Source organism: Streptomyces sp. Isolate_45, from assembly GCF_024721315.2.
Taxonomy (GTDB): Bacteria; Actinomycetota; Actinomycetes; order Streptomycetales; family Streptomycetaceae; genus Streptomyces.
The window spans coordinates 23,976-42,856 of record NZ_JANFAK020000067.1 but is presented as its reverse complement, the minus strand read 5'-3'; the positions used below and the strand labels follow the sequence as shown (position 1 = coordinate 42,856).

The 18,881-nt window shown below is 71.8% G+C and carries 18 protein-coding genes; 10 read left to right on the top strand and 8 right to left on the bottom strand.

Features of this window, described 5'->3' with window-relative positions:
• Nucleotides 1-34: 34 nt before the first annotated feature.
• Nucleotides 35-766, bottom strand: a complete 732-nt coding sequence (locus NOD94_RS21865; protein WP_281207720.1) for a 1,4-alpha-glucan branching protein — start codon at nt 764-766, stop codon at nt 35-37.
• 47 nt (nt 767-813) lie between these two features.
• The gene (locus NOD94_RS21860) at nt 814-1,542 is read right to left on the bottom strand and encodes a MerR family transcriptional regulator (protein WP_281207719.1); all 729 of its coding nucleotides are present in this window, start codon (nt 1,540-1,542) and stop codon (nt 814-816) included.
• Between the two features lie 85 nt (nt 1,543-1,627).
• Here NOD94_RS21860 and NOD94_RS21855 point away from each other — a divergent pair, with 85 nt between their 5' ends.
• The 5 genes from NOD94_RS21855 to NOD94_RS21835 all read left to right on the top strand — a co-directional run bounded on the left by NOD94_RS21855 (nt 1,628) and on the right by NOD94_RS21835 (nt 7,273).
• Entirely contained in the window at nt 1,628-3,448 is a 1,821-nt protein-coding gene (locus NOD94_RS21855) for an AMP-dependent synthetase/ligase (RefSeq protein WP_281207718.1), read from the top strand.
• 125 nt (nt 3,449-3,573) lie between these two features.
• Nucleotides 3,574-5,190 carry a bifunctional aspartate transaminase/aspartate 4-decarboxylase gene (locus tag NOD94_RS21850; protein WP_281207717.1) on the top strand — a complete coding sequence of 539 codons (1,617 nt, stop codon included), beginning with the start codon at nt 3,574-3,576 and terminating at the stop codon, nt 5,188-5,190.
• Between the two features lie 100 nt (nt 5,191-5,290).
• Nucleotides 5,291-5,878, top strand: coding sequence for a pyridoxamine 5'-phosphate oxidase family protein (locus NOD94_RS21845; protein ID WP_281207716.1), 588 nt, complete (start codon nt 5,291-5,293; stop codon nt 5,876-5,878).
• Between the two features lie 526 nt (nt 5,879-6,404).
• Nucleotides 6,405-7,052 carry a hypothetical protein gene (locus NOD94_RS21840; RefSeq protein WP_281207715.1) on the top strand — a complete coding sequence of 216 codons (648 nt, stop codon included), beginning with the start codon at nt 6,405-6,407 and terminating at the stop codon, nt 7,050-7,052.
• A 56-nt stretch (nt 7,053-7,108) separates the two neighbouring features.
• Complete coding sequence (locus NOD94_RS21835; protein WP_281207714.1) at nt 7,109-7,273, top strand: hypothetical protein; 165 nt, start codon at nt 7,109-7,111, stop codon at nt 7,271-7,273.
• Between the two features lie 189 nt (nt 7,274-7,462).
• Here NOD94_RS21835 and NOD94_RS21830 read toward each other — a convergent pair whose 3' ends face one another.
• From NOD94_RS21830 to NOD94_RS21815, 4 genes are all read right to left on the bottom strand, one after another.
• Complete coding sequence (locus NOD94_RS21830; protein ID WP_281207713.1) at nt 7,463-7,669, bottom strand: hypothetical protein; 207 nt, start codon at nt 7,667-7,669, stop codon at nt 7,463-7,465.
• 32 nt (nt 7,670-7,701) lie between these two features.
• Complete coding sequence (locus NOD94_RS21825) at nt 7,702-8,259, bottom strand: hypothetical protein (protein ID WP_281207712.1); 558 nt, start codon at nt 8,257-8,259, stop codon at nt 7,702-7,704.
• A 220-nt stretch (nt 8,260-8,479) separates the two neighbouring features.
• The gene (locus NOD94_RS21820; protein WP_281207711.1) at nt 8,480-8,689 is read right to left on the bottom strand and encodes a hypothetical protein; all 210 of its coding nucleotides are present in this window, start codon (nt 8,687-8,689) and stop codon (nt 8,480-8,482) included.
• Nucleotides 8,690-8,781: 92 nt separating this feature from the next.
• Complete coding sequence (locus tag NOD94_RS21815; RefSeq protein WP_281207710.1) at nt 8,782-9,972, bottom strand: helix-turn-helix transcriptional regulator; 1,191 nt, start codon at nt 9,970-9,972, stop codon at nt 8,782-8,784.
• Nucleotides 9,973-10,379: 407 nt separating this feature from the next.
• On the opposite strand from NOD94_RS21815, the gene NOD94_RS21810 reads away from it, so the two are divergent.
• Both NOD94_RS21810 and NOD94_RS21805 read left to right on the top strand, forming a co-directional pair.
• Nucleotides 10,380-10,859 (top strand): hypothetical protein, encoded by a 480-nt coding sequence (locus tag NOD94_RS21810; RefSeq protein WP_281207709.1) that lies wholly within the window; start codon nt 10,380-10,382, stop codon nt 10,857-10,859.
• A 1-nt stretch (nt 10,860) separates the two neighbouring features.
• Entirely contained in the window at nt 10,861-11,175 is a 315-nt protein-coding gene (locus NOD94_RS21805; RefSeq protein ID WP_281207708.1) for a 4a-hydroxytetrahydrobiopterin dehydratase, read from the top strand.
• A gap of 67 nt (nt 11,176-11,242) precedes the next feature.
• On the opposite strand, the gene sph is transcribed toward NOD94_RS21805, so the two are convergent.
• Nucleotides 11,243-12,232 carry a sphingomyelin phosphodiesterase gene (gene sph / locus NOD94_RS21800; RefSeq protein ID WP_281207707.1) on the bottom strand — a complete coding sequence of 330 codons (990 nt, stop codon included), beginning with the start codon at nt 12,230-12,232 and terminating at the stop codon, nt 11,243-11,245.
• 141 nt (nt 12,233-12,373) lie between these two features.
• Here sph and NOD94_RS21795 point away from each other — a divergent pair, with 141 nt between their 5' ends.
• Complete coding sequence (locus tag NOD94_RS21795) at nt 12,374-13,270, top strand: oxygenase MpaB family protein (protein WP_281207706.1); 897 nt, start codon at nt 12,374-12,376, stop codon at nt 13,268-13,270.
• A gap of 36 nt (nt 13,271-13,306) precedes the next feature.
• Here NOD94_RS21795 and NOD94_RS21790 read toward each other — a convergent pair whose 3' ends face one another.
• On the bottom strand, nt 13,307-14,845 hold the full coding sequence (locus NOD94_RS21790) for a M1 family metallopeptidase (RefSeq protein WP_281207705.1): 1,539 nt from the start codon (nt 14,843-14,845) through the stop codon (nt 13,307-13,309).
• Between the two features lie 417 nt (nt 14,846-15,262).
• Between NOD94_RS21790 and NOD94_RS21785 the strand changes: the two genes are divergently transcribed.
• Both NOD94_RS21785 and NOD94_RS21780 read left to right on the top strand, forming a co-directional pair.
• On the top strand, nt 15,263-16,126 hold the full coding sequence (locus NOD94_RS21785; RefSeq protein WP_281207704.1) for a hypothetical protein: 864 nt from the start codon (nt 15,263-15,265) through the stop codon (nt 16,124-16,126).
• Between the two features lie 78 nt (nt 16,127-16,204).
• Nucleotides 16,205-18,709: a Tex family protein gene (locus tag NOD94_RS21780; RefSeq protein WP_281207703.1), complete on the top strand. Its 2,505-nt coding sequence runs from the start codon at nt 16,205-16,207 to the stop codon at nt 18,707-18,709.
• Nucleotides 18,710-18,881 lie beyond the last annotated feature (172 nt).

Here is an 18,881-nt window from a genome sequence, read left to right as displayed (position 1 = left end):
CGGACCCCGCCGCCTGCGTCTTCTACGTCACGCCCTACATGAAGTCCCAGGAGGTGACCCTGCGCCCGCTCGCGGCGGGGGGGGGGGGGGGGGGGGGGGGGGGGGGGGGCCCCCCCCCCCGCCCCCCCCCCCCCCCCCCCCCCCCCCCCCCGCGCGGCTCGGCGCCGTCCGGGGCGGACCAGCGGGCCAGCACCTGCCCCCGTACGTCCTCCCCGGTGGCGGCGGGTCCCGGGCGCAGGACCCGGGTCAGGCTGAGGGTCACCGGCGCCCCCTGCGCCGTCGCGAGGACGGTGGCGTCGGCGGTCTCCGTCACCTGCGGCAGCGTGGCCGGCAGGTCGGCGACGGTACGCACCTCCACCGTCGGGTCGGGGACGTCGCTCTCGCTCTGGGCCTGCGCCACGGCCCGGCCCGCCAGCAGCGCCAGCAACTGGCCGACCAGGGCGGGGTCGTGGGCCCCGTCGTAGACCCAGCGCTTGCCGAGCACCCCGTGCTCCATGGTTCCGAGCAGGGCCGCCTCCGCGCCGTCGAGGGGGGCTCCGCGGTAGGTGAGCGGCGTCAGGTAGGCGGGCGCGGAGCCGTCGGAGCCGTCGGTGACGACCAGGAACTCGATGCCCACCTCGCCCTCGGGGTCGTCGAGCCTGAAACCGCCCGCCTTCGCGAGTTCCGGGGCGGCCGTGGTGGCCCGGTACCAGGGGCGCGACGGGAGCCAGGCGGCGAGGAGTTCGACCTTGGTCGGGGTCAGCGTGGTGTGGTGGATGACTGCCATGATCGCGAAACTACTCGTGCCACCGGGCCCGCGCGAGGAGTTTGCCCTCAGTCGGACTCGGGGACGAACGCCGCCCGCAGCTCCTCCTTCAGGGACCGCTGGAAGGCCGTCACCAGCGCCTGCACCACCATCGGCTGCATGTGCGCGGACAGTGCCTTCATCGACTCCACCCGCTCCGGGTCGCTCTCGCCCTCGGTGAACGGCCCCCACACCTCGTCGCGGAACAGGGCCGTCAGCTGGTGCGCGGCCGTCCGCGCGTGTTCCAGCAGCAACCCGCGGGCCACCAGGATCGTCTCGTGCGCGATCGGCACGTCGAGCAGCGCCACCCCCAGCCGCAGCAGCCCGGGATCGACGCGGAAGCCGTCGCCCGAGGCGGCCACCACGTTCATCGCGGCCAGCCGGCGCAGGTCACCGTCCGTCAGGTCCCGTCCGGCCCGTCGCTCCAGCTCCGTTCGCGACACGTCCTCGGCCGCGTCCGGGGCCCAGGTGGCCACCAGGGCCCGGTGGATGGCCAGGTCGTGCGCGCTCAGGTCGTCGGGCAGCGCGTCCAGGTAGCGCTGGATCGCCGACAGGGTCATGCCCTGGTGCTGCAACTCCTCGATCAGCGCCAGCCGGGACAGGTGCTCGGGGCCGTAGTGCCCCACCCGACGGGGTCCGATCACGGGAGGGGGCAAAAGCCCGCGGGTGCTGTAGAACCGTACGGTGCGGACGGTGACGCCGGCCTTCGACGCCAGCTCGTCGACGGTGAGCATCGGCTCGGTTGCCCGGTCGGCCATCGTCTGCGCCTCGCTCTCTGCTCCACAGCTTGGGTTCAACAGTATTGCTGTCGCACCAACGATGTGAAACGGCCAGGAGCTGCCCATGACCACGAACCTGCGACTGCCCGGACAACCCGGAGAGATCACCCTCCCCGCCCTGCTCGCCCGCAACGCCGAAGAACACGGCTCCCTCGCCGCGCTCTCCTGGCGCGAGGGGACGGACTGGCGGACCCTCACCTGGAGCGAGGTCCGCCGCAAGGTCGCCGTCCTCGCCTCCGGGTACGCCGCCCTCGGCGTCGAGCGCGGCGAACACGTGCTGCTGATGATGGGCAACCGCCCCGAGCACTGGCTCACCGACCTCGCCCTCGTTCACCTCGGCGCCGTCCCCGTCACCGTGTACGGAACCTCCGCACCCGAACAGATAGCCCACATCGCCCGCCACAGCCGGGCGCGCCTGGCCGTCGTCGAGGGCGCCCGCGAACTCGCCCGGTGGGAACCGCTGCTGGCCGACGACTCCGTCCCCCTGGAACGCCTCGTCGTCGCCGAGGCCGCCCAGGCCGGTCCGCACCGCACCTACGGATCGTTGTACGCGAGCGGCGCCCGCCTGCACCGCGCCGACGCCTTCGAGAAGGCCTGGCGGGAAACCCGCCCCGAGGACGCACTGACGGTCGTCTACACCTCCGGCACCACCGGGGACCCCAAAGGCGTCCGCCTGACCCACCGCAACATCCTGCTCCAGGCCGTCCGCCTCGACCGGAACACGGACCTGCCCGAACACGCCGAGCACATCTGCTACCTGCCCTTCGCGCACATCGCGGAGCGGATCCTCGGCATCTACCTGCCCCTGCTGCGCGCCGCCCACGTCCGGCTCGTCGGCGACCCCACCGCCGTGGCGACCGCCGTCCGCGAGCTGCACCCCGTGCAGTTCTTCGGGGTGCCCCGGGTGTGGGAGAAGCTCGCCGCCGGCGTCCGGGCGGTCCTCGCCCAGCTGCCCCTGGAGCAGCAGCGCGCCATCGACGAGGCGGGGGACCTGGCCCGCGCCCGGGCCGGCCACCGCGAACGCGGGGAGGACGTGCCGGCCGCGCTCGAAGCCTCGTACGCCGAGGCGCGCGAGCGCGTACTGGAGCCGCTGCTGCGCCTGGCCGGCCTGGACCGGCTCGTGTGGACGGCCAGTGCCACCGCGCCGATGCCGATCGACGTGGTGCGCTTCTGGGCGGGCTGGGGGATCACCATCATGGACGCCTGGGGGCTGACCGAGACCTCCGGCGTGTGCACCGTCAACAGCCCCGACGACTTCCGGCTGGGCTCGGTGGGCCGCCCCATCGACGGGCTGGAGCTGCGCGTCGCAGAGGACGGGGAGATCCTCACCCGCGGCGAGACCGTCTTCGCCGGCTACCTGAGGCCCGACGGATCGCTGGAGGACGCGTCCGACGCCGACGGCTGGTTCCCGACCGGGGACATCGGCCGGATCGACGGGGACGGCTTCCTGTGGCTGACCGACCGCAAGAAGGAACTGATCATCACCTCCAACGGGAAGAACGTGTCCCCGGCCCTGGTGGAGAACACCGTCAAGGAGCACCCGCTGATCGGCCAGGCCCTGGTGCACGGGGACGGCCGTTCCTACCTCGTCGCCCTGCTGGTCCTCGACCCCGAACTGGCACCGGCCTGGGCGGCCGCCCGCGGCGTCGAGGCCGCCTCCCTCGACGCGCTCGCCGGGCACCCGGCGGTCCTGGACGAAGTCGCCCGCGCCGTCGAGGCCGCCAACGCCCGCCTCAACCGCACCGAGCAGATCAAGCGGTTCCGGCTGCTCGCCGCGGAGTGGGGGCCGGAGTCCGGGGAGCTCACGCCCTCGCTGAAACTGCGCCGCCGCGTCGTCCGGGAGAAGTACGGATCGCTGATCGAAGGGCTGTACGAAGCTCCGTAGCCCGGACGGCCCCACCCGGTGGGCGGGCCCGCGCCCACCGGGTGAGGGCGGGGAAATGTCGACACGTTGCCCCCGGGCCTCCGGGGGCCCCGCCGGATCGGGGTGACGGCCCGTGGGCGTGCTGCGTGACCATCCCGAACCGGCCCTGTTCCTGTGCCTGGCCGCCGGCTACCTCCTCGGCAAGCTGCGGGTCGGCCCGATCACGCTCGGCGGGTTCCTGGCCGGCGCCGCCACCGAATCGGCGCGGCAACCCCAACTGGATCGCGACCGGTCCGCGCGAGGCCTTCTACGCACTCGGCTACTTCGCCCTCGACGAGTCCCGTCGTGTCTGGACCGCCGACGACCTCGGCGGGATGCCGGAGGAGAAGGGCATCGGCGGTCGCTTCGAGTCATGGGTGCGCCGCCACCCCGAGCTCCCGGGCGTCGAGATGCTCTCCGCCTGCGTCCAGTACGCCCTGACGCGCCGGCCGTTCGACAAGGACGCCTTCATCCACGAGCTGACCGACGCGATCACCGGCGACAACTACCCGGTCCCGGAACGGATGCTGACCCACGCCGAGCACATCGTCCGCGGCTACGTCTCCGACGAGATGTTCGACGAGCGGCCGCCGCACGACACCCTCTCGCTCTTCGCCACCGAGGGCGGCACGGCCGCCATGTGCCACATCTTCGACTCCCTGATGAAGAACGGGATCCTCCACAAGGGCGACAAGATCGCCCTGCTGGCCCCGGTGTTCAACCCTTACATCGAGATCCCCGAACTCGACACCTTCGGGTTCGAGGTGGTCAACGTCTCCGCGAGCCTGTTCGCCGAGACCGGGGTGCGCCAGTGGCGCTACCCGCAGGAGGAGATCGCCAAGCTCGCCGACCCGGCCGTCAAGCTCGTCTGCCTCGTGAACCCCAGCAACCCGCCGTCCCTGGCGCTCAGCGACCGGGTCGCCGATCAGATCAAGGAGATCGTGGCCGGCCCCAACCCCAACCTGCTGATCGTCACCGACGACGTCTACGGCACCTTCGTACCGGGCTTCCGCTCCCTCGCCGCCGAGCTCCCGTGCAACACCCTGCTCGTGTACTCGTACTCCAAGCACTACGGCTGCACGGGCCGGCGGCTCGGCGTCATCGGCCTGCACGACGACAACGTCATCGACGAGATGATCGCGGCGTTCCCCCAGGACCGGAAGGACCGCCTCGCCAAGCGGTACGGGACCCTGACCCTCGATCCGGGCTCCATCCGCTTCATCGACCGGCTGGTCGCCGACTCCCGGTCCGTCGCGCTCAACCACACCGCCGGCCTGTCGCTGCCGCAGCAGACGATGATGGTGCTCTTCTCCCTCTTCGACATGCTCGACGAGGGGCAGGCCTACAAGGCCCGCATCCGACAGATCGTCCACCGGCGTCTCGACCTCCTCCTGGAGGGCGCCCGGATGAAGATCAGCGAGGACGACAAGCGGGCCGGCTACTACATCGAGCTGGACCTGCTCGCCGAGGCCGAACGGGTCCACGGCAAGGACTTCGCCGACTTCCCGGAGAAGAACTACGAACCGGTCGACCCGCTGTTCCGACTCGCCGAACAGACCTCCGTCGTCCTCCTCAACGGTGGCGGGTTCGACGGCCCCCAGTGGTCGGTCCGGGTCTCCCTGGCCAACCTCGACGACCTCGACTACCTGAAGATCGGTCACCACCTCCGGGCGATCTTCAACGACTACGCCGAGGAGTGGCAGCGCTCCAAGGCCGCCGGCTGACCCCGGCGGGTGCCCGCCCGGAGGCGGGCACCCGCACGAGGTGACGAAGCCCCGAGTAGTCGTTAGACAGGCGAAGGTTTTCCTCGGATAATCCTTAGACATGGGAAAGACTTACGAACGCATCGACGGCAGGCTGCGCACCTTCATCGAGCAGCAGCCGATCTTCTTCACCGCGACCGCCCCGCTGGTCGGCGACGGCACGGTCAACCTCTCCCCGAAGGGCCTCAAGGGCTCCTTCGCGGTGCTCGACGAGCAGCGGATCGCCTACCTCGACTTCGCCGGCAGCACCGCCGAGACCATCGCGCACCTGCGGGAGAACGGTCGGATCACGGTGATGTGGTGCGCCTTCCAGGGACCGCCCAACATCGTTCGGGTGCACGGCCGCGGCGAGCCCGTCTTCCGTGACGACCCGCGCTTCAAGGAACTCCTCGCGCACTTCCCGGACATCGACCCGACCCTGCACGGGCTGCGCGCGATCATCGTGGTGACGGCCGACCTCGTCCGCGACTCCTGCGGGTACGGGGTGCCGTTCATGTCGTACGACGAGGAACGCGACCTGCACGGCAGGCGCTTCTCGCGCGAGGACGACGCCTCGCTGAGCGCCTACTTCGCCAAGAAGGAACACATAGCGCAGAGCATCGACGGCCTGCCCGGCCTGCCCCTCCCGCTGCCGCCCGCCAACTTCTGAGCGACCGCCCCACCGGCCGCCCCGGGGCGCCGCCGGGGCCGGCCAAGGCCCGTCGGGAGCAGGCGTAGCCGGGCCGGGCCGTACCCCGCGAGGTGGGGCCTGACCGCACGCCGGTCCTCGGCCTCGACGAACACCTACCGGCCCCAGTGGGCTTGGAGCCGGTGCGCGACCCCGACGAGGCGGCGCCGCTCCTCCGGCGAGTGCGCGGGGTGGCGCACCCGGCCGCGTTCGGCGATCGTGCGGCCGAGTTCGCCGAACGGCGTCGCCCGTGCGCGCCGCTCCTCGTCCTCGGTCAGCGGGGTGGGGCCGCCTTCGGAGGGCGCCGGCCGGACGTTGCGGGTCCCGGATCACCGGTCCGCTCGCTCTCCGTCGGTCGTGGCCGGTCCTCGGCCCTCCAGCGGGATACGGATCTCCTCGGCGAGGGCGTCCGTCCGGGACCGTGACCGGCATCCTGTGGTCGTCGTCCGGCCCCGGCCGCCCACGATCCGTCCGCGCGGCCGTCACGTCCGCCGACTAGCCTGTCCCGATGGGACTCGACATCACCGTGCTCATGGTCGACTGGGAGCACCTGGCGCGGATACCGGCGGACGACAGGGTGGACGCACTGCGTGATGCCGCCTGCCCCGATTTCTGCTGCGCGGCGTGCGAAGACGCCGACCACGCGGTGACGGGCGGTTGGGCGTGGCAGCGGCAGGTGTCCTGGTGCGCCGAGTACCGGTTCCACGGAACCACCGGTTCCTACGGCTGGCACCCCCGGCTGGCCAACGCCTGGGAGGACGTGCGGACCTCGGTCGCGCCCGAACTGCGGGACGCCCTGGACCACTTCCTGCGCGGCCTGTTCTGGGACGACCCGGCCGACCACACGTGGCAGGACCCCACGGCCACCGCGGAGGAGGAGCGGCCCGCCGCGCGCGGCTTCCCCGACGACCCCGCTCCGTGGCGCCCCCGGGTGCTCCTGCTCAGCGCGCCGGACGAGGTGTCGGAGCTGGTCCGCTCCTGGCAGCTGGCCGCACCCCGACTGGAGGAACTCCGCGGGCCCTTCGCGGACGAGGCCGCCGGCTGGGCGGGCCGCCCCGCCGGCTTCGACGCCGCCGCGGCACTGCTGCGCGAGTGGGGCGACGCGGCCACCGAGGCCGGCGCCCGCGGGTGGGGCCTGATCGGCCTCCCCTTCTAGGCGTCTCGTCCGGCCAAGGTCCTGCACCTCGCGGCCGGCCAGGTCCGGGCTGCGAGGTGACCGCTGAGAACGGCCTGGGCCGTCTCTTCAGGATCCTGCCTGACTCGTACGTTCGGATCGAGCGCGGTCAGGCCAGCGCGCTCCTCGACACGCTCATCCTCATCCTGATCCTCATCGCCGAGGCGATCGGCGTGCCGCTCGCGCATCTCGTGCGGGACTAGGCTGGTAAGCGGAGCATGTGGCTCAAGTTCGTCATGGACATCGCCATACTGGTCGAATCACATGTCTGAACGTGGTGCATCCCCACCAAAATGCCAGGTCAAGTCAGACTCAAGGGAGCCTCGACCTGACGCGGATGGCCAGGGAGTACCCCGGCCAGCGGGGGAATTGCCGGCCGGGGCGGTCTTCAATCAGCGCGAGACGACGAAGCCCCGCTGAGGCTGCTGCTGGCGCGCGGTCAGCACCTGGGCGTAGACAGCGGATGTGATGTCTCGCCCGTCCTTGTCGGCCACGAGCCATGCCCCGTCGGGACGGTCCGGGTCGGCAGGGATCAGGAACCCCCGGATCCCGTGCTGCCTCATGGAGACGTGGAACTGGTGTGCCTCGGCCGCGGTCATGCCATCACCCTTTCGTCGCGAGTGCGCTGAGCCTATTCCCCGTCCCCGTCCCCGTCGCCGTCGCCACCGCCGCCGTGCGTGGCGCAGTTGCCGGGGTTGATCGGCCCGCACCCTCCGGGCACGGGGGTGTGCGAACAGTTCGTCGCGACGGACACGAGCGACCGTTTCGGTCCCACCCACAGCTCGGCGTCCGGGGTGTAGCCGGCCTGCTCGATCAAAGCGATCGTCCGGGTCAAGACGTCGGGGTCGTGGCGGGTCTGGTCCGGCCGCTCCGGGTAGTGGTGCACCATCCGGCCGAAGCGGCTCGTCAGGGAGGCGTACAGGTGGGTGTGGAGGATGAGCGCGTGCCAGCCCTCGTCGACCTCGCGCGTCGGGGCGATCCGCACCGTCGGGAACAGGGCGGCTGCCGCTACGAACTTGAGGGCCTCGATCACGAGGCGGCTGGCCATCTCGGGCTCCATGCCCGGGTTGTCGTCGAGGACGGTGGCGCGGACGTCGTTGAACTGGGCATCCGACAGCAAGGCGCGCGCGGACGGCGGGACCGGGTTGCCGGGCCGGGTGGAGCAGGGTGGTACGGGCGGAGTGGACATGCTTCTCCTTCGGTCGTATGCAGGAACGTGCAGGAGTGGGGGCCCGGCCACCGGGAAACGGCGGAGCGCCGGCGGCCGCGAGTTCAGCGGATTCCGGTCCGACCGCCGCGCGGGCAGCCCTTCGCGTGGATCGTCGCCCCGCCCTCAGGGCCGGCGCCGGGTGCCGGGGTGGCGCGGCAGTGGGTACAGCCGCGGCGGGTCGGAGCCAGCTCTTGGCGGATCACGCCGTCGCCTCGATGTTGTCGATGACGGTCGAGAACTCGTGGCCGGATGCGGACCGGATGTAGGCGAGGTCGACCCAGTGCTCGATCGCGGTGTCCGACACGTTCTCGTGGACGACGGCCATCAGCTCGCCCTCGACACCGGACGCGATGTCCCGAACCCGTTTGCGGAGAAGGGCGTGCGGGACGTACTCGTACACCTCGGCCATCAGTTTGCGCTCCCTACCGTCGTCAGCGGGTTGGTAGGACGACGGTAGGGGCGGCCGAGTAGTCGCAGGGGCACAGATTGTGCCCCTTGCTGTCAAGCCGTCAGAAGCCCGATCCGTTGAGCGAGTTCAGACGCGCGCCGGCGCCGAGCCGGACTCTTCGCCTCGGCCTCCTCCAGCACGATGCGCTTGGCAAAGCCGTTGTACTGCACGGTCTCCGGCGCCGCCACGTGAGCCTGCGCGAGCGTGGCCAGCGCCACGTCAGGCTGCCCGTCGAGGTGGTACGCGCGGGCCTGCTCGATACGGTGCCGGGCCCGCCGTGGCCGGGACGGGATCGACGAAGCCTCGGCGCGGGCGGCCTGCCGCGCGGACTCCCCACCGGCGTGCAGTTCAACGGCGACCGTTACCGCGTGCGCGCCCATGACAGCCTGAGAGAAGGACGTCACCCGGTGGTAGTAGGAACTGGGCAAGGCCTTGGCCATCGTGCGTGCCTGATCCCAGTAACTCCAGGCCAGACCGGTCTCACCACGCCGGGCCGCTGTGTACCCAGCCTCGAAGACCAGGGCCCCGGTGATGGCCCGCACGTCGTCCTCGGCGTCCGGCAGCAGCGGTTCCAAGTGCGCCAGGACCTCGTGCGTCACCGTGTCGGCTGCATCGAGATGAGCGGGTCCAGAGTCGCGGTGAGCCTGGGCAAGGAGCCAGGCAGCCACGCCGATGGCGTGAGGGTCCTCCGCGTCCTGAGCGGCGGTCATCCCCCGGTCGGCGAGACGCCACAGAAGCGCGGGGTCCGGCTGGTACGCGGCGAAGAACTGCGCGAGCGCGTAGACCTCGGCGAGTGCCGCCTGGGCGGCCTTGCGGTCGGCGAGCATCTCGGCCTGCCGGACGGCGGCTTGAGCGTCGCGGATCAGCTCGGGCAACAAGACACCGACGACTTCGCGGTGGTTTGGTGCCGAGTGCCGGGCTTGCCACGCCCGGGCGAGGCGGGCCTGAAGGTGAGCTGCGGGCGGGGCTTCGCGGCTGTCGAGCGGCAGCGCGTTGACGGCGGCCTGCACAGCGGCGAGCCGGGGATGCCCGGGGCCGGCGAAGAGACTGGTTTGCATGTGTTGGTCCCCGGTGAGGTCGGACAGGTCTCTGACCCGTAGCACCTCGGCGATCCTGAGGATCAGCGGCAGGGTCGGTGTTTTCAGACGGCCGGTTTCCACCGCCTTGACCCACGACGCGGATCGGGCGGTGAGGCCGCCGAGCTGCTCGCGGGTGAGTCCTCGGCGTTGGCGGAGGATCTGCATTCTCTGGCCGAAGACCAGCGGATCGGCGTACGGGTTCGGGGTAGCATCAGGTGACACGGCCTTGCCCCTCTCTGTCCAGCTCGTCACTGAACAGCCTAGGGGGCAGGGCCGATTCTGTGTGATCCAGAACGCACGAAAGCGCCCCTCCCGCCCGAAGGCGAGAGGGGGCGCTGCGCCTGGTGCGTGGTCAGGCGATACGGATCAGGCGCAGCCAGCTGCCGGCTTTCAAAATGGTGCCGGTGCCGGAGGAAACTGTCTGTGCCCGGCAGAGCCGGACGTGGCCGACCGTTCGGCTACGCCATCGTCAACCTCGCCCAGGTCCGTACCGATCTCGGCGACGGGCACGGGTCATCGACCTGTGCGAAGCCGCGCTCGACGACGACCGCATCTTCCCCAAGGTGCGGGTCATGGCGTTGCAGCAGCAGGCTCACGGCGCCGGCCTCACCGGCGACCGGACCGCCGTCGACCGGCTCATCGACACGGCGGCCGGGCTGATTTCCCGAGTCGACGATGACCTGCCCTGGGGCAACGCCTGTCGACGAACTCCCGGGTACCTCGAAGTGCAACGGGCCACCTGCTATGGCCGCCTCGGCCTCGGCCGCGAAGCCGATTCGCTTTGGTCACAAGTCCTCGACGCGGTACCCGCCGGCGCCCGCCGGGACCGCGGCGTCTACCTCGCCCGGCACGCCACCGCTGCGGCCGGCGCCCGGGAGCCGGAACAGGCCGTCGAGATCGCCCGCACCGCGGTGAAGATCGCCGTCGAGACCGGGTCCGCCCGCATGCGCCGTGAACTCGTCACCCTGGAGCGGGCCATGCGGCCGTGGCACGATGCCCCGGTAGGCCGGGACCTCGACGAGGTGCTGGCGCCTGTGACCGAGGGGAGCTGACATGGGCGTGCCGCAGCCGATGACGCACGAGCAGATCGCCGAGCACCTGGCCGGGCTGCCCGGCTGGGAGCAGGTGGGCGACGCGATCACTCGCACGTACGCGATCCGGTACCACGCCGCGGTGGCCGCGATCGTGACGATCGCCGACCGGTCCCGGCGGATTCAGCATCATGCGGACCTGGATCTCCGCATCGACCACTTGCGGGCTTCGATCACGACGCACGACGCCGGCAACCGGCTGACGGCGGCTGACTTCGACCTGGCGGAGCGCATCGATGCGATCGTCGCCGCGCATCAGGCGCTTCCGCTGGACTGAACCCGGACGCCCGACAGCGCCCCCCACAGCCCGAAGGCCAGGAGGGGGCGTCGCGCTGCGAAACCGCCTAGCGGCCGATCACCGGGTAGTGGTCCGAAAGGTTGTCGTACGTGTAGGAGGTGCCCCAGCTGGAGACCGTCCACGGCGCCGACTGTTCCTTGACGACGTTGTTCTCCCAACCCGCCGGGCGGGCGTTGCCCTTGCGGTACAGGACGTAGTCCAGGTCCTCGCGCGGGTCCGTGGGGTAGCGGTACTTCGCGATCGAGTTGAGCGCCGTGTCGAAGGAGTACGTGTGTCCCGTGCGGGTGTCCGCGCCGGCCAGGTCGGCGTCCGCCAGCATGGAGGCGTACTCCGGGGTCCGCGAGTCGACGTTCATGTCACCCGCGACGATGACCTGTTCGGCCGCCGGGATGTTCTTCGCGTCCAGGAAGGCGTCGATCGCCTTGAACTGCCGGCTGCGCATCTGCGCCGCCTCGCCCGCGCCGCAACCCGGGTCGGTGGACTGGGCGTGCGTGCCGACCACGTGCACCTTCGCGCCGTTCACGTTCAGCACGACGTAGGCGAAGCCCTTGTTGGACCACCAGTCGGCGCCGCAGGCGTCCTTGTAGACCACCTGCTCCTTGCGGACGATCGGCCACTTGCTGAGGACCGTGACGCCGCCGTCCTCCGGCGTCGTCGCCGAGTACGCGCCGCCCGTGGCGTCCCAGCCGCTCTTGCTGCGGCCCACGACCGGCGTCTGGTAGGGGTACTTCGCGGCCGAGTTGGCCTTCAGCGCGTCCGACGCCGAGTTGTCGAAGGCCTCCTGGAGCACGACCACGTCGTGCCCCTGGTAGAAGGACGCCTTGGGGATCTCCGAGGCCCGGTGGTCCTGGCCCCAGTTCGGGTAGAGGTTCTTGCTCATCAGGAACACGTTGTACGACAGGACGCTGAGCCGCGGGGCCGCGGCGCCCTCCGCGGCGCCGGCGGTCGGCGCGGTGGTGACGGCCAGGGCGCCGACGGCGACCGCCGCGACGGCCGTGGCGGCGGCGCGGCGCGTGCGGGGCGAGGTGTGCAGCATGAGGGTCTCCATCATTCCTGCGGGGGAAGTGCGGGGAAGATCGACGCCCGTCATACAAGCAGCACCAGTTACCTCTGGGTAACACCCGTGCATCGACTTTCTGTCCGGAGCGCGACCGTTCGGGGCTCGCATACTTGACTCATGGAGAAGCCGCACCACGCACCGCCCGCCACACCTCCGGCCGGACGCCGCCCCGACCCCGGGCCCCCCGCCCCCGGCGGGGTGCTGTGGACCATCGCCGGGGACGTCCGCGCCCTGCTGATGCTGCCCGCCGCCTTCACCATGCAGGTCGCCCACCCGGCCATCGGGGCCGGCGTCGACGCGTACTCCGTCTTCCGCACCGACCCCTGGGGCCGTGGCGAACGCTCGCTGCGCTCCGTCCAGCTGTGGGTGTACGGGGGCGCCGGCGCCGCCGAGGAGGGCCGCCGGGTACGCCGCCTGCACAAGGAGATCCAGGGGACCGACACCCGCGGCCGCCGTTACCACTCGCTCGACCCGGCCTGCTACTCCTGGGTGCACGCGACCGGTTTCCCCGTCTACCTGCATGCGGGGCGCTACCTGCTGCGGCCCTTCACCCCGGCCCAGGAGCGGCAGCTCTACCGGGAGTGGCTCCAGGTCGGTCGGATACTCGGCATCCACGACCGGGACATGCCGCAGAGCATCGAGGAGTACTGGGTGTATTACCGCCGGATGCTCGCGGAGGAGATCGAGCCGACCGCTGTGGCGCGGGAGCTGGTCGCCACCGACGTGGCCCTGCCCCGGCCCGAGGTCGGGTCCGCGCCGGTCCGACTGCTGCTGCGGCTCACGTGGCCGCTGCTGCGGGCGGCCTTCCTGCGGCTGCGCGCCTTCGTCAGCGTCGGCTACATGCCGCCCGACGCCCGGGAGGCCATCGGCCTGAGCTGGACCCCCGCCCAGGAGCGCAGGCTCCGGCGGTTCAGCACGGCCGTACGGATCCTCGTACCGCTGCTGCCCGAGCGCCTGCGCTACCTGCCGATCGCCCGCGCCGCGCGGGCCCGGTGGCGCGCCGGCGCCCGCTGAGGGGCACCGGCGCGCACGGGTGGGGGGTGGTCGTGATCAGTGCGCGTGGCCGTTCCCGCGGCCCTGCTCCTGGCCGTGGTCGTGGACCGTGTTCGTCGCGGCGATCTTCTTCCAGGACTTCGGTTCCACGGTGGGCCTGGCCGGGGCCTGGAGGGAACGGGCCCCCGCCTTGGCGGCCGGCGGGGCGAAGGCCGGCTTGCCCGGGGTGTAGAGCCAGGTCTCGAACAGCTGCGCCAGGGGCTTGTTGGAGACCTTCTCCGCGTAGCGGACGAAGTCGCCGACCTTGGCGTTGCCGTGGGCCCGCTCGGTCGGCCAGCCCTTGAGGATCTGGAAGAACCTCTCGTCGCCGATCTCGTTCCGCAGCGCCTGGAGAGCGATGGCGCCCCGGTCGTACACGGCTCCGTGGAACTGGTTCTCCGGACCCGGGTCACCGGGCTTGACCTGCCAGAACGGGTCCTCGGCGGGACGGGAGGCGTACGTCCAGTCGGCGAGCTCCTGCGCGGTGCCCTCGCCCTCCTTCTCCGACCACAGCCACTGGCTGTAGCGGGCGAAGCCCTCGTTGACCCAGATGTCCTTCCAGTTGTCGACGGAGACGCTGTCGCCGTACCACTGGTGGGCGATCTCGTGGACGACCACCGAGACGTTCGCCCCGTTCTGGAACTGGCGGGGGCCGTAGAACGGCCGGGTCTGGGTCTCCAGCGCGTAGCCCGCGTTCACGTTGGGGACGTAGCCGCCCAGCGCGTTGAACGGGTAGGGGCCGAAGATCCCCTCCAGCCACTCCGCGACCTCGCCGGTCCGCTCCACGCTGGCGCGCGCCGCGCCCGCGTTGTCGCCGAGGTCCTTGCTGTAGGCGTTGAGGATCGGCAGGCCGCTCGCCGTCTTGTCGGTGGTGATGTCGAACTTGCCGATGGCCAGGGTGGCCAGGTACGTGGCCTGCGGCTTGTTGGAGCGCCAGTTGAAGCGGGTCCAGCCGAGCTTCGAGCTCTGCGACTGGAGCACGCCGTTGCTGATCGCCTGGGTGCCGTCCGGGACGTTGACGGACACGTCGAAGGTGGCCTTGTCCAGCGGGTGGTCGTTGCTGGGGAACCACCAGATCGCCGAGTCCGGCTCCTGCGCCGCCACACCGCCGTCCGGGGTGCGCTGCCAGGCCGTCCAGCCGTCGACCTTGAACTCGGAGGGCTTGCCCGCGTACTTGACGACCACCGAGGACTGCTTTCCCTTCAGGAGCGGCTGGGCGGGAGTGACCTCCAGCTCCTGGGTGCCGGTCGCGGCGAACTTCGCCTTCACCCCGTTGACCCGGACCTCGCTCACCTTGAGGCCGAAGTCGAGGTTGAACCGGGACAGGTCCTGCTTGGCGGTGGTCAGCAGGGTGGCGGTGCCCTCCAGCAGGTCCGTCTTCGGCTGGTACTGCAGGCGCAGGTCGTAGTGGGAGACGTCGTAACCGCCGTTCCCGCTGGCCGGGTAGTAGGGATCGCCGATACCCGGGGCACCCGGACCGGCACTGGCCGCCGACGCCGGGATCACCAGCAGGAGGGAGGCGGCCAGGACGCTCGGGGCGATGACTTTGCGGTGCACGAAGAGCTCCAAGTGGTAGGGGAGACAGATCGGTTCAAGGTCTCGTCGGTCGACCGTATTCATCCGTGCCGTGCCGCGTCATGTCCATGGCCCCTGCTGTCACACGATCGCCATTCGGCCGTCACACCCCGCTGAGCGGACGCGCCGGTCGGTGAGCGCGGCCGGACGGCCGGCGGCGCCGGCGCCCTCACGGGCCGGACGGGCCGCGGCGCACCGGGTCCGGAACGCCGTGCGCGGGTGGCCGGCGCCCCCGCGCGCACCGCGCGCAGCGTCCTGCGCCGCCCGTACGAGAAAGGCCGGAAACGATGGGCGCGGCGCGGGCCGGCGCGGGCCGGAGCGGGCAGTGGGGGTGTCGCCGCCCCGGTCGGCGGGATCCCGGGATACCCAACATACTGAGCAGTCGGTAACCTGCGGCGCATGACGCTTCCTCCACGCGCCGCCCGACGGTGCTGGCACACCGCCATCAACCCCCTGCACTCCACGATCTACTTCTCGCCGGACCTCACCACCGAGCTCGGCACACTCGGCGTCACCCACCGCGTCGCCGTCAACCTCGCCACCCGATCCGCAGCCATGGGCGCCGTCGGCCCCGGCGCGGTGACCGCCACCTTCTACAACTACCGCCACGACCTGGTCGCCGCGCACCTCCCCGCCGTCTGGGACGTCGCCACGCCCGAGCAGGTCCTCGCCGCCCGACTGCGCGCCGCCGACACCACCCTGCGCCGCCTCCTGGGACCCGACGTCATCGACTCGCCGGAACTGACCGAGGCCGCCGACCTGGCCATGCGCGCCACCGGGGGCTGCACCCGGCACGCCCGCCCCCTCTACGCCGCCCACGCCGACCTCCCCGTACCGCGGGAGCCGCACCTGCGCCTGTGGCACGCCACCACCCTGCTCCGCGAGCACCGCGGCGACGGCCACCTCGCCGCCCTCCTCCTCACCGGCCTCGACCCGCTGGAGGCCCTGGTCAGCCACACCGCCACCGGTCGCGGCATGACCCCGAAGTGGGTCAAGAGCATCCGGGGCTGGCAGCAGGACGACCTCGACGCGGCCGCGGCCCGGCTGCGCGCCCGCGGCATCCTGGAGCCCGACGGCGAGCTCACCGACGAGGGCAGGGCCGTCCGCGAACGCCTGGAGACCGAGACCGACCGGCTCGACGCGGCCCCGTACGAACACCTAGGCGCGCAGGGCCTCGCCCGACTCGCCGAACTGGGCGCCGGATTCGTCGAACGGGCCGTCGTGGCCGGGGCCTTCCCCCGCGACCTCTTCGGCAAGGCCTGAGGGGTTCCCGCCGTCCGCCGCGGTCACCTGCCACAATTGGCAGCCTTCCACGCAAACGAAGGCAGGCGGGACCGCACAGTGACGATGTCCATCGAAGGCAGGATCGCCGAGGAGCTCGGCGTACGGGAACGGCAGGTCAAGGCCGCCGTCGAGCTGCTCGACGGCGGTTCCACCGTCCCGTTCATCGCGCGCTACCGCAAGGAGGCGACCGAGGAGCTCGACGACGCCCAGCTGCGCACCCTGGAGGAGCGGCTGCGGTACCTGCGCGAGCTGGAGGACCGGCGCGCGGCCATCCTCGAATCCGTACGGGAACAGGGCAAGCTGGACGAAGCCCTGGAGGCCCGGATCAACGCGGCCGACACCAAGGCCCGGCTGGAGGACATCTACCTCCCCTTCAAGCCCAAGCGCCGCACCAAGGCCCAGATCGCCCGCGAGGCGGGCCTGGAGCCGCTCGCCGAGGGCCTGCTGGCCGACCCCTCGGTCGAACCCGCCACCGCCGCGGCGGCGTTCGTCGACGCGGACAAGGGCGTCGCCGATCCGGCCGCCGCGCTGGAGGGCGCCCGCGCCGTCCTCACCGAGAAGTTCGCCGAGGACGCCGACCTGATCGGAGAACTCCGCGAACGCATGTGGGGCCGCGGCCGGCTCGCCTCGAAGGTCCGCGAGGGCAAGGAGGAGGCCGGCGCCAAGTTCGCCGACTACTTCGACTTCGCCGAGCCGTTCACCGCCCTCCCCTCCCACCGCGTGCTCGCCATGCTGCGCGGCGAGAAGGAGGACGTCCTCGCCCTGGACCTGGAGCCGGAGGAGCAGTCCGAGGTTCCCGGGCCGTCCACGTACGAGGGGATGATCGCCCGCCGCTTCGGTGTCGCGGATCGCGGCCGCCCCGGCGACAAGTGGCTGGCCGACACCGTCCGCTGGGCCTGGCGCACCAAGGTCCAGGTGCACCTCGGCATCGACCTGCGGTCCCGGCTGCGCGCCGCCGCCGAGGACGAGGCCGTACGCGTCTTCGCGGCGAACCTGCGCGACCTGCTGCTCGCCGCCCCCGCCGGCACCCGTTCCACGCTCGGCCTGGACCCGGGCTTCCGTACGGGCGTCAAGGTGGCCGTCGTCGACGCGACCGGCAAGGTCGTCGCCACGGACGTCATCCACCCGCACGTGCCCGCCAACCGGTGGGACGAGTCCCTGGCCAAGCTGGCGCGCCTCGCGAAGGAGCACGCGGTCGAGCTCGTCGCCATCGGCAACGGCACGGCCTCCCGCGAGACCGACAAGCTGGCCGGGGACCTCATCACCCGTCACCCCGAGCTGGGCCTGACCAAGGTGATGGTTTCGGAGGCGGGCGCCTCCGTGTACTCCGCGTCGGCCTTCGCCTCGCAGGAACTCCCCGGCATGGACGTGTCGTTGCGCGGCGCCGTCTCCATCGCCCGTCGGCTCCAGGACCCGCTGGCCGAGCTCGTCAAGATCGACCCGAAGTCGATCGGCGTCGGCCAGTACCAGCACGACCTGTCCGAGGTGAAGCTCTCCCGCTCCCTCGACGCGGTCGTCGAGGACTGTGTGAACGGCGTCGGCGTGGACGTCAACACCGCCTCCACCCCGCTGCTCTCACGGGTGTCGGGCATCAGCGGCACCCTCGCCGAGAACATCGTCGCCCACCGTGACGCCAACGGCCCCTTCCGCAGCCGCAAGGGCCTCAAGGACGTGGCCCGCCTCGGCCCGAAGGCGTACGAGCAGTGCGCGGGCTTCCTGCGGATCCGCGACGGGGACGACCCGCTGGACGCCTCGGCGGTGCACCCGGAGACGTACCCGGTGGTCCGGGCGATGGGGAAGACGGCGGGCGGTGACGTGGCCGCGCTGATCGGCAACACGGCCGTCCTGCGCTCCCTGCGGCCGGAGGAGTTCGTCACGGAGGCCTTCGGCCTGCCGACGGTCGGCGACATCCTGCGCGAGCTGGAGAAGCCGGGCCGCGACCCGCGTCCCGCCTTCAAGACGGCCACCTTCAAGGAGGGCGTGGAGAAGATCGGCGACCTGGCCCCCGGCATGATCCTGGAGGGCGTCGTCACGAACGTGGCCGCCTTCGGCGCCTTCATCGACATCGGCGTCCACCAGGACGGCCTGGCACACGTCTCGGCGCTCTCGAAGACCTTCGTCAAGGACCCGCGGGACGTGGTCAAGCCGGGCGACATCGTCCGCGTCAAGGTCATGGACGTGGACATCCCGCGCAAGCGGATCTCGCTGACCCTGCGGTTGGAGGACGAGGCCGGTGCCGAGCGCGGCGCCGGTGCCGGTGCCGGTGCGCCGAGGCAGCGCGAGGAACGCCGGGGCGGCGGCCGCCCCCCGCAGCAGCGCGGTGCGGCCGACCGGGGCAACGCCGGCCAGGGCGCTGCCGGTCAGGACCGCCGGGGCGGCCAGGGCCAGGGCGGCCAGGTGCAGCGCGGCGGACCGGGTGCGGGACAGCGGCAGGGCGGCGGGTCCGGCACGGGCCAGGGGAACCGGCGCGGCAGCGCCCCGGCACCCGCCAACAGCGCCATGGCCGACGCCCTGCGCAAGGCCGGTCTCACCGGCCCCGACGAGCGCCGCGAGCGGACCTGACGAGCGCCGCGAGCGGGGCCTGACGGGCGCCGCGAGCGGGGCCTGACGGAGGCCGCGAGCGGGCCCCGACGCCGGGGCGGCCCGGCTGTCGGAAATGGCCGGATGGATACCCCGGCCGGCGGCACGCCTTGCCAAGTCCCGAACGGAATCGGTAGGGATGGTGGAACACCCG

Bases quoted from the DNA above. Each gene is read 5' to 3' on its own strand.
- NOD94_RS21825 (WP_281207712.1), bottom strand. From the start codon at position 8,259: ATGTCCACTCCGCCCGTACCACCCTGCTCCACCCGGCCCGGCAACCCG.
- NOD94_RS21785 (WP_281207704.1), top strand. From the start codon at position 15,263: ATGACGCTTCCTCCACGCGCCGCCCGACGGTGCTGGCACACCGCCATC.
- NOD94_RS21865 (WP_281207720.1), bottom strand. From the start codon at position 766: ATGGCAGTCATCCACCACACCACGCTGACCCCGACCAAGGTCGAACTC.
- NOD94_RS21860 (WP_281207719.1), bottom strand. From the start codon at position 1,542: ATGGCCGACCGGGCAACCGAGCCGATGCTCACCGTCGACGAGCTGGCG.
- NOD94_RS21820 (WP_281207711.1), bottom strand. From the start codon at position 8,689: ATGGCCGAGGTGTACGAGTACGTCCCGCACGCCCTTCTCCGCAAACGG.
- NOD94_RS21855 (WP_281207718.1), top strand. From the start codon at position 1,628: ATGACCACGAACCTGCGACTGCCCGGACAACCCGGAGAGATCACCCTC.
- NOD94_RS21805 (WP_281207708.1), top strand. From the start codon at position 10,861: ATGGGCGTGCCGCAGCCGATGACGCACGAGCAGATCGCCGAGCACCTG.
- NOD94_RS21795 (WP_281207706.1), top strand. From the start codon at position 12,374: ATGGAGAAGCCGCACCACGCACCGCCCGCCACACCTCCGGCCGGACGC.
- sph (WP_281207707.1), bottom strand. From the start codon at position 12,232: ATGCTGCACACCTCGCCCCGCACGCGCCGCGCCGCCGCCACGGCCGTC.
- NOD94_RS21815 (WP_281207710.1), bottom strand. From the start codon at position 9,972: ATGCAGATCCTCCGCCAACGCCGAGGACTCACCCGCGAGCAGCTCGGC.
- NOD94_RS21840 (WP_281207715.1), top strand. From the start codon at position 6,405: ATGGGACTCGACATCACCGTGCTCATGGTCGACTGGGAGCACCTGGCG.
- NOD94_RS21830 (WP_281207713.1), bottom strand. From the start codon at position 7,669: ATGACCGCGGCCGAGGCACACCAGTTCCACGTCTCCATGAGGCAGCAC.
- NOD94_RS21845 (WP_281207716.1), top strand. From the start codon at position 5,291: ATGGGAAAGACTTACGAACGCATCGACGGCAGGCTGCGCACCTTCATC.
- NOD94_RS21810 (WP_281207709.1), top strand. From the start codon at position 10,380: ATGGCGTTGCAGCAGCAGGCTCACGGCGCCGGCCTCACCGGCGACCGG.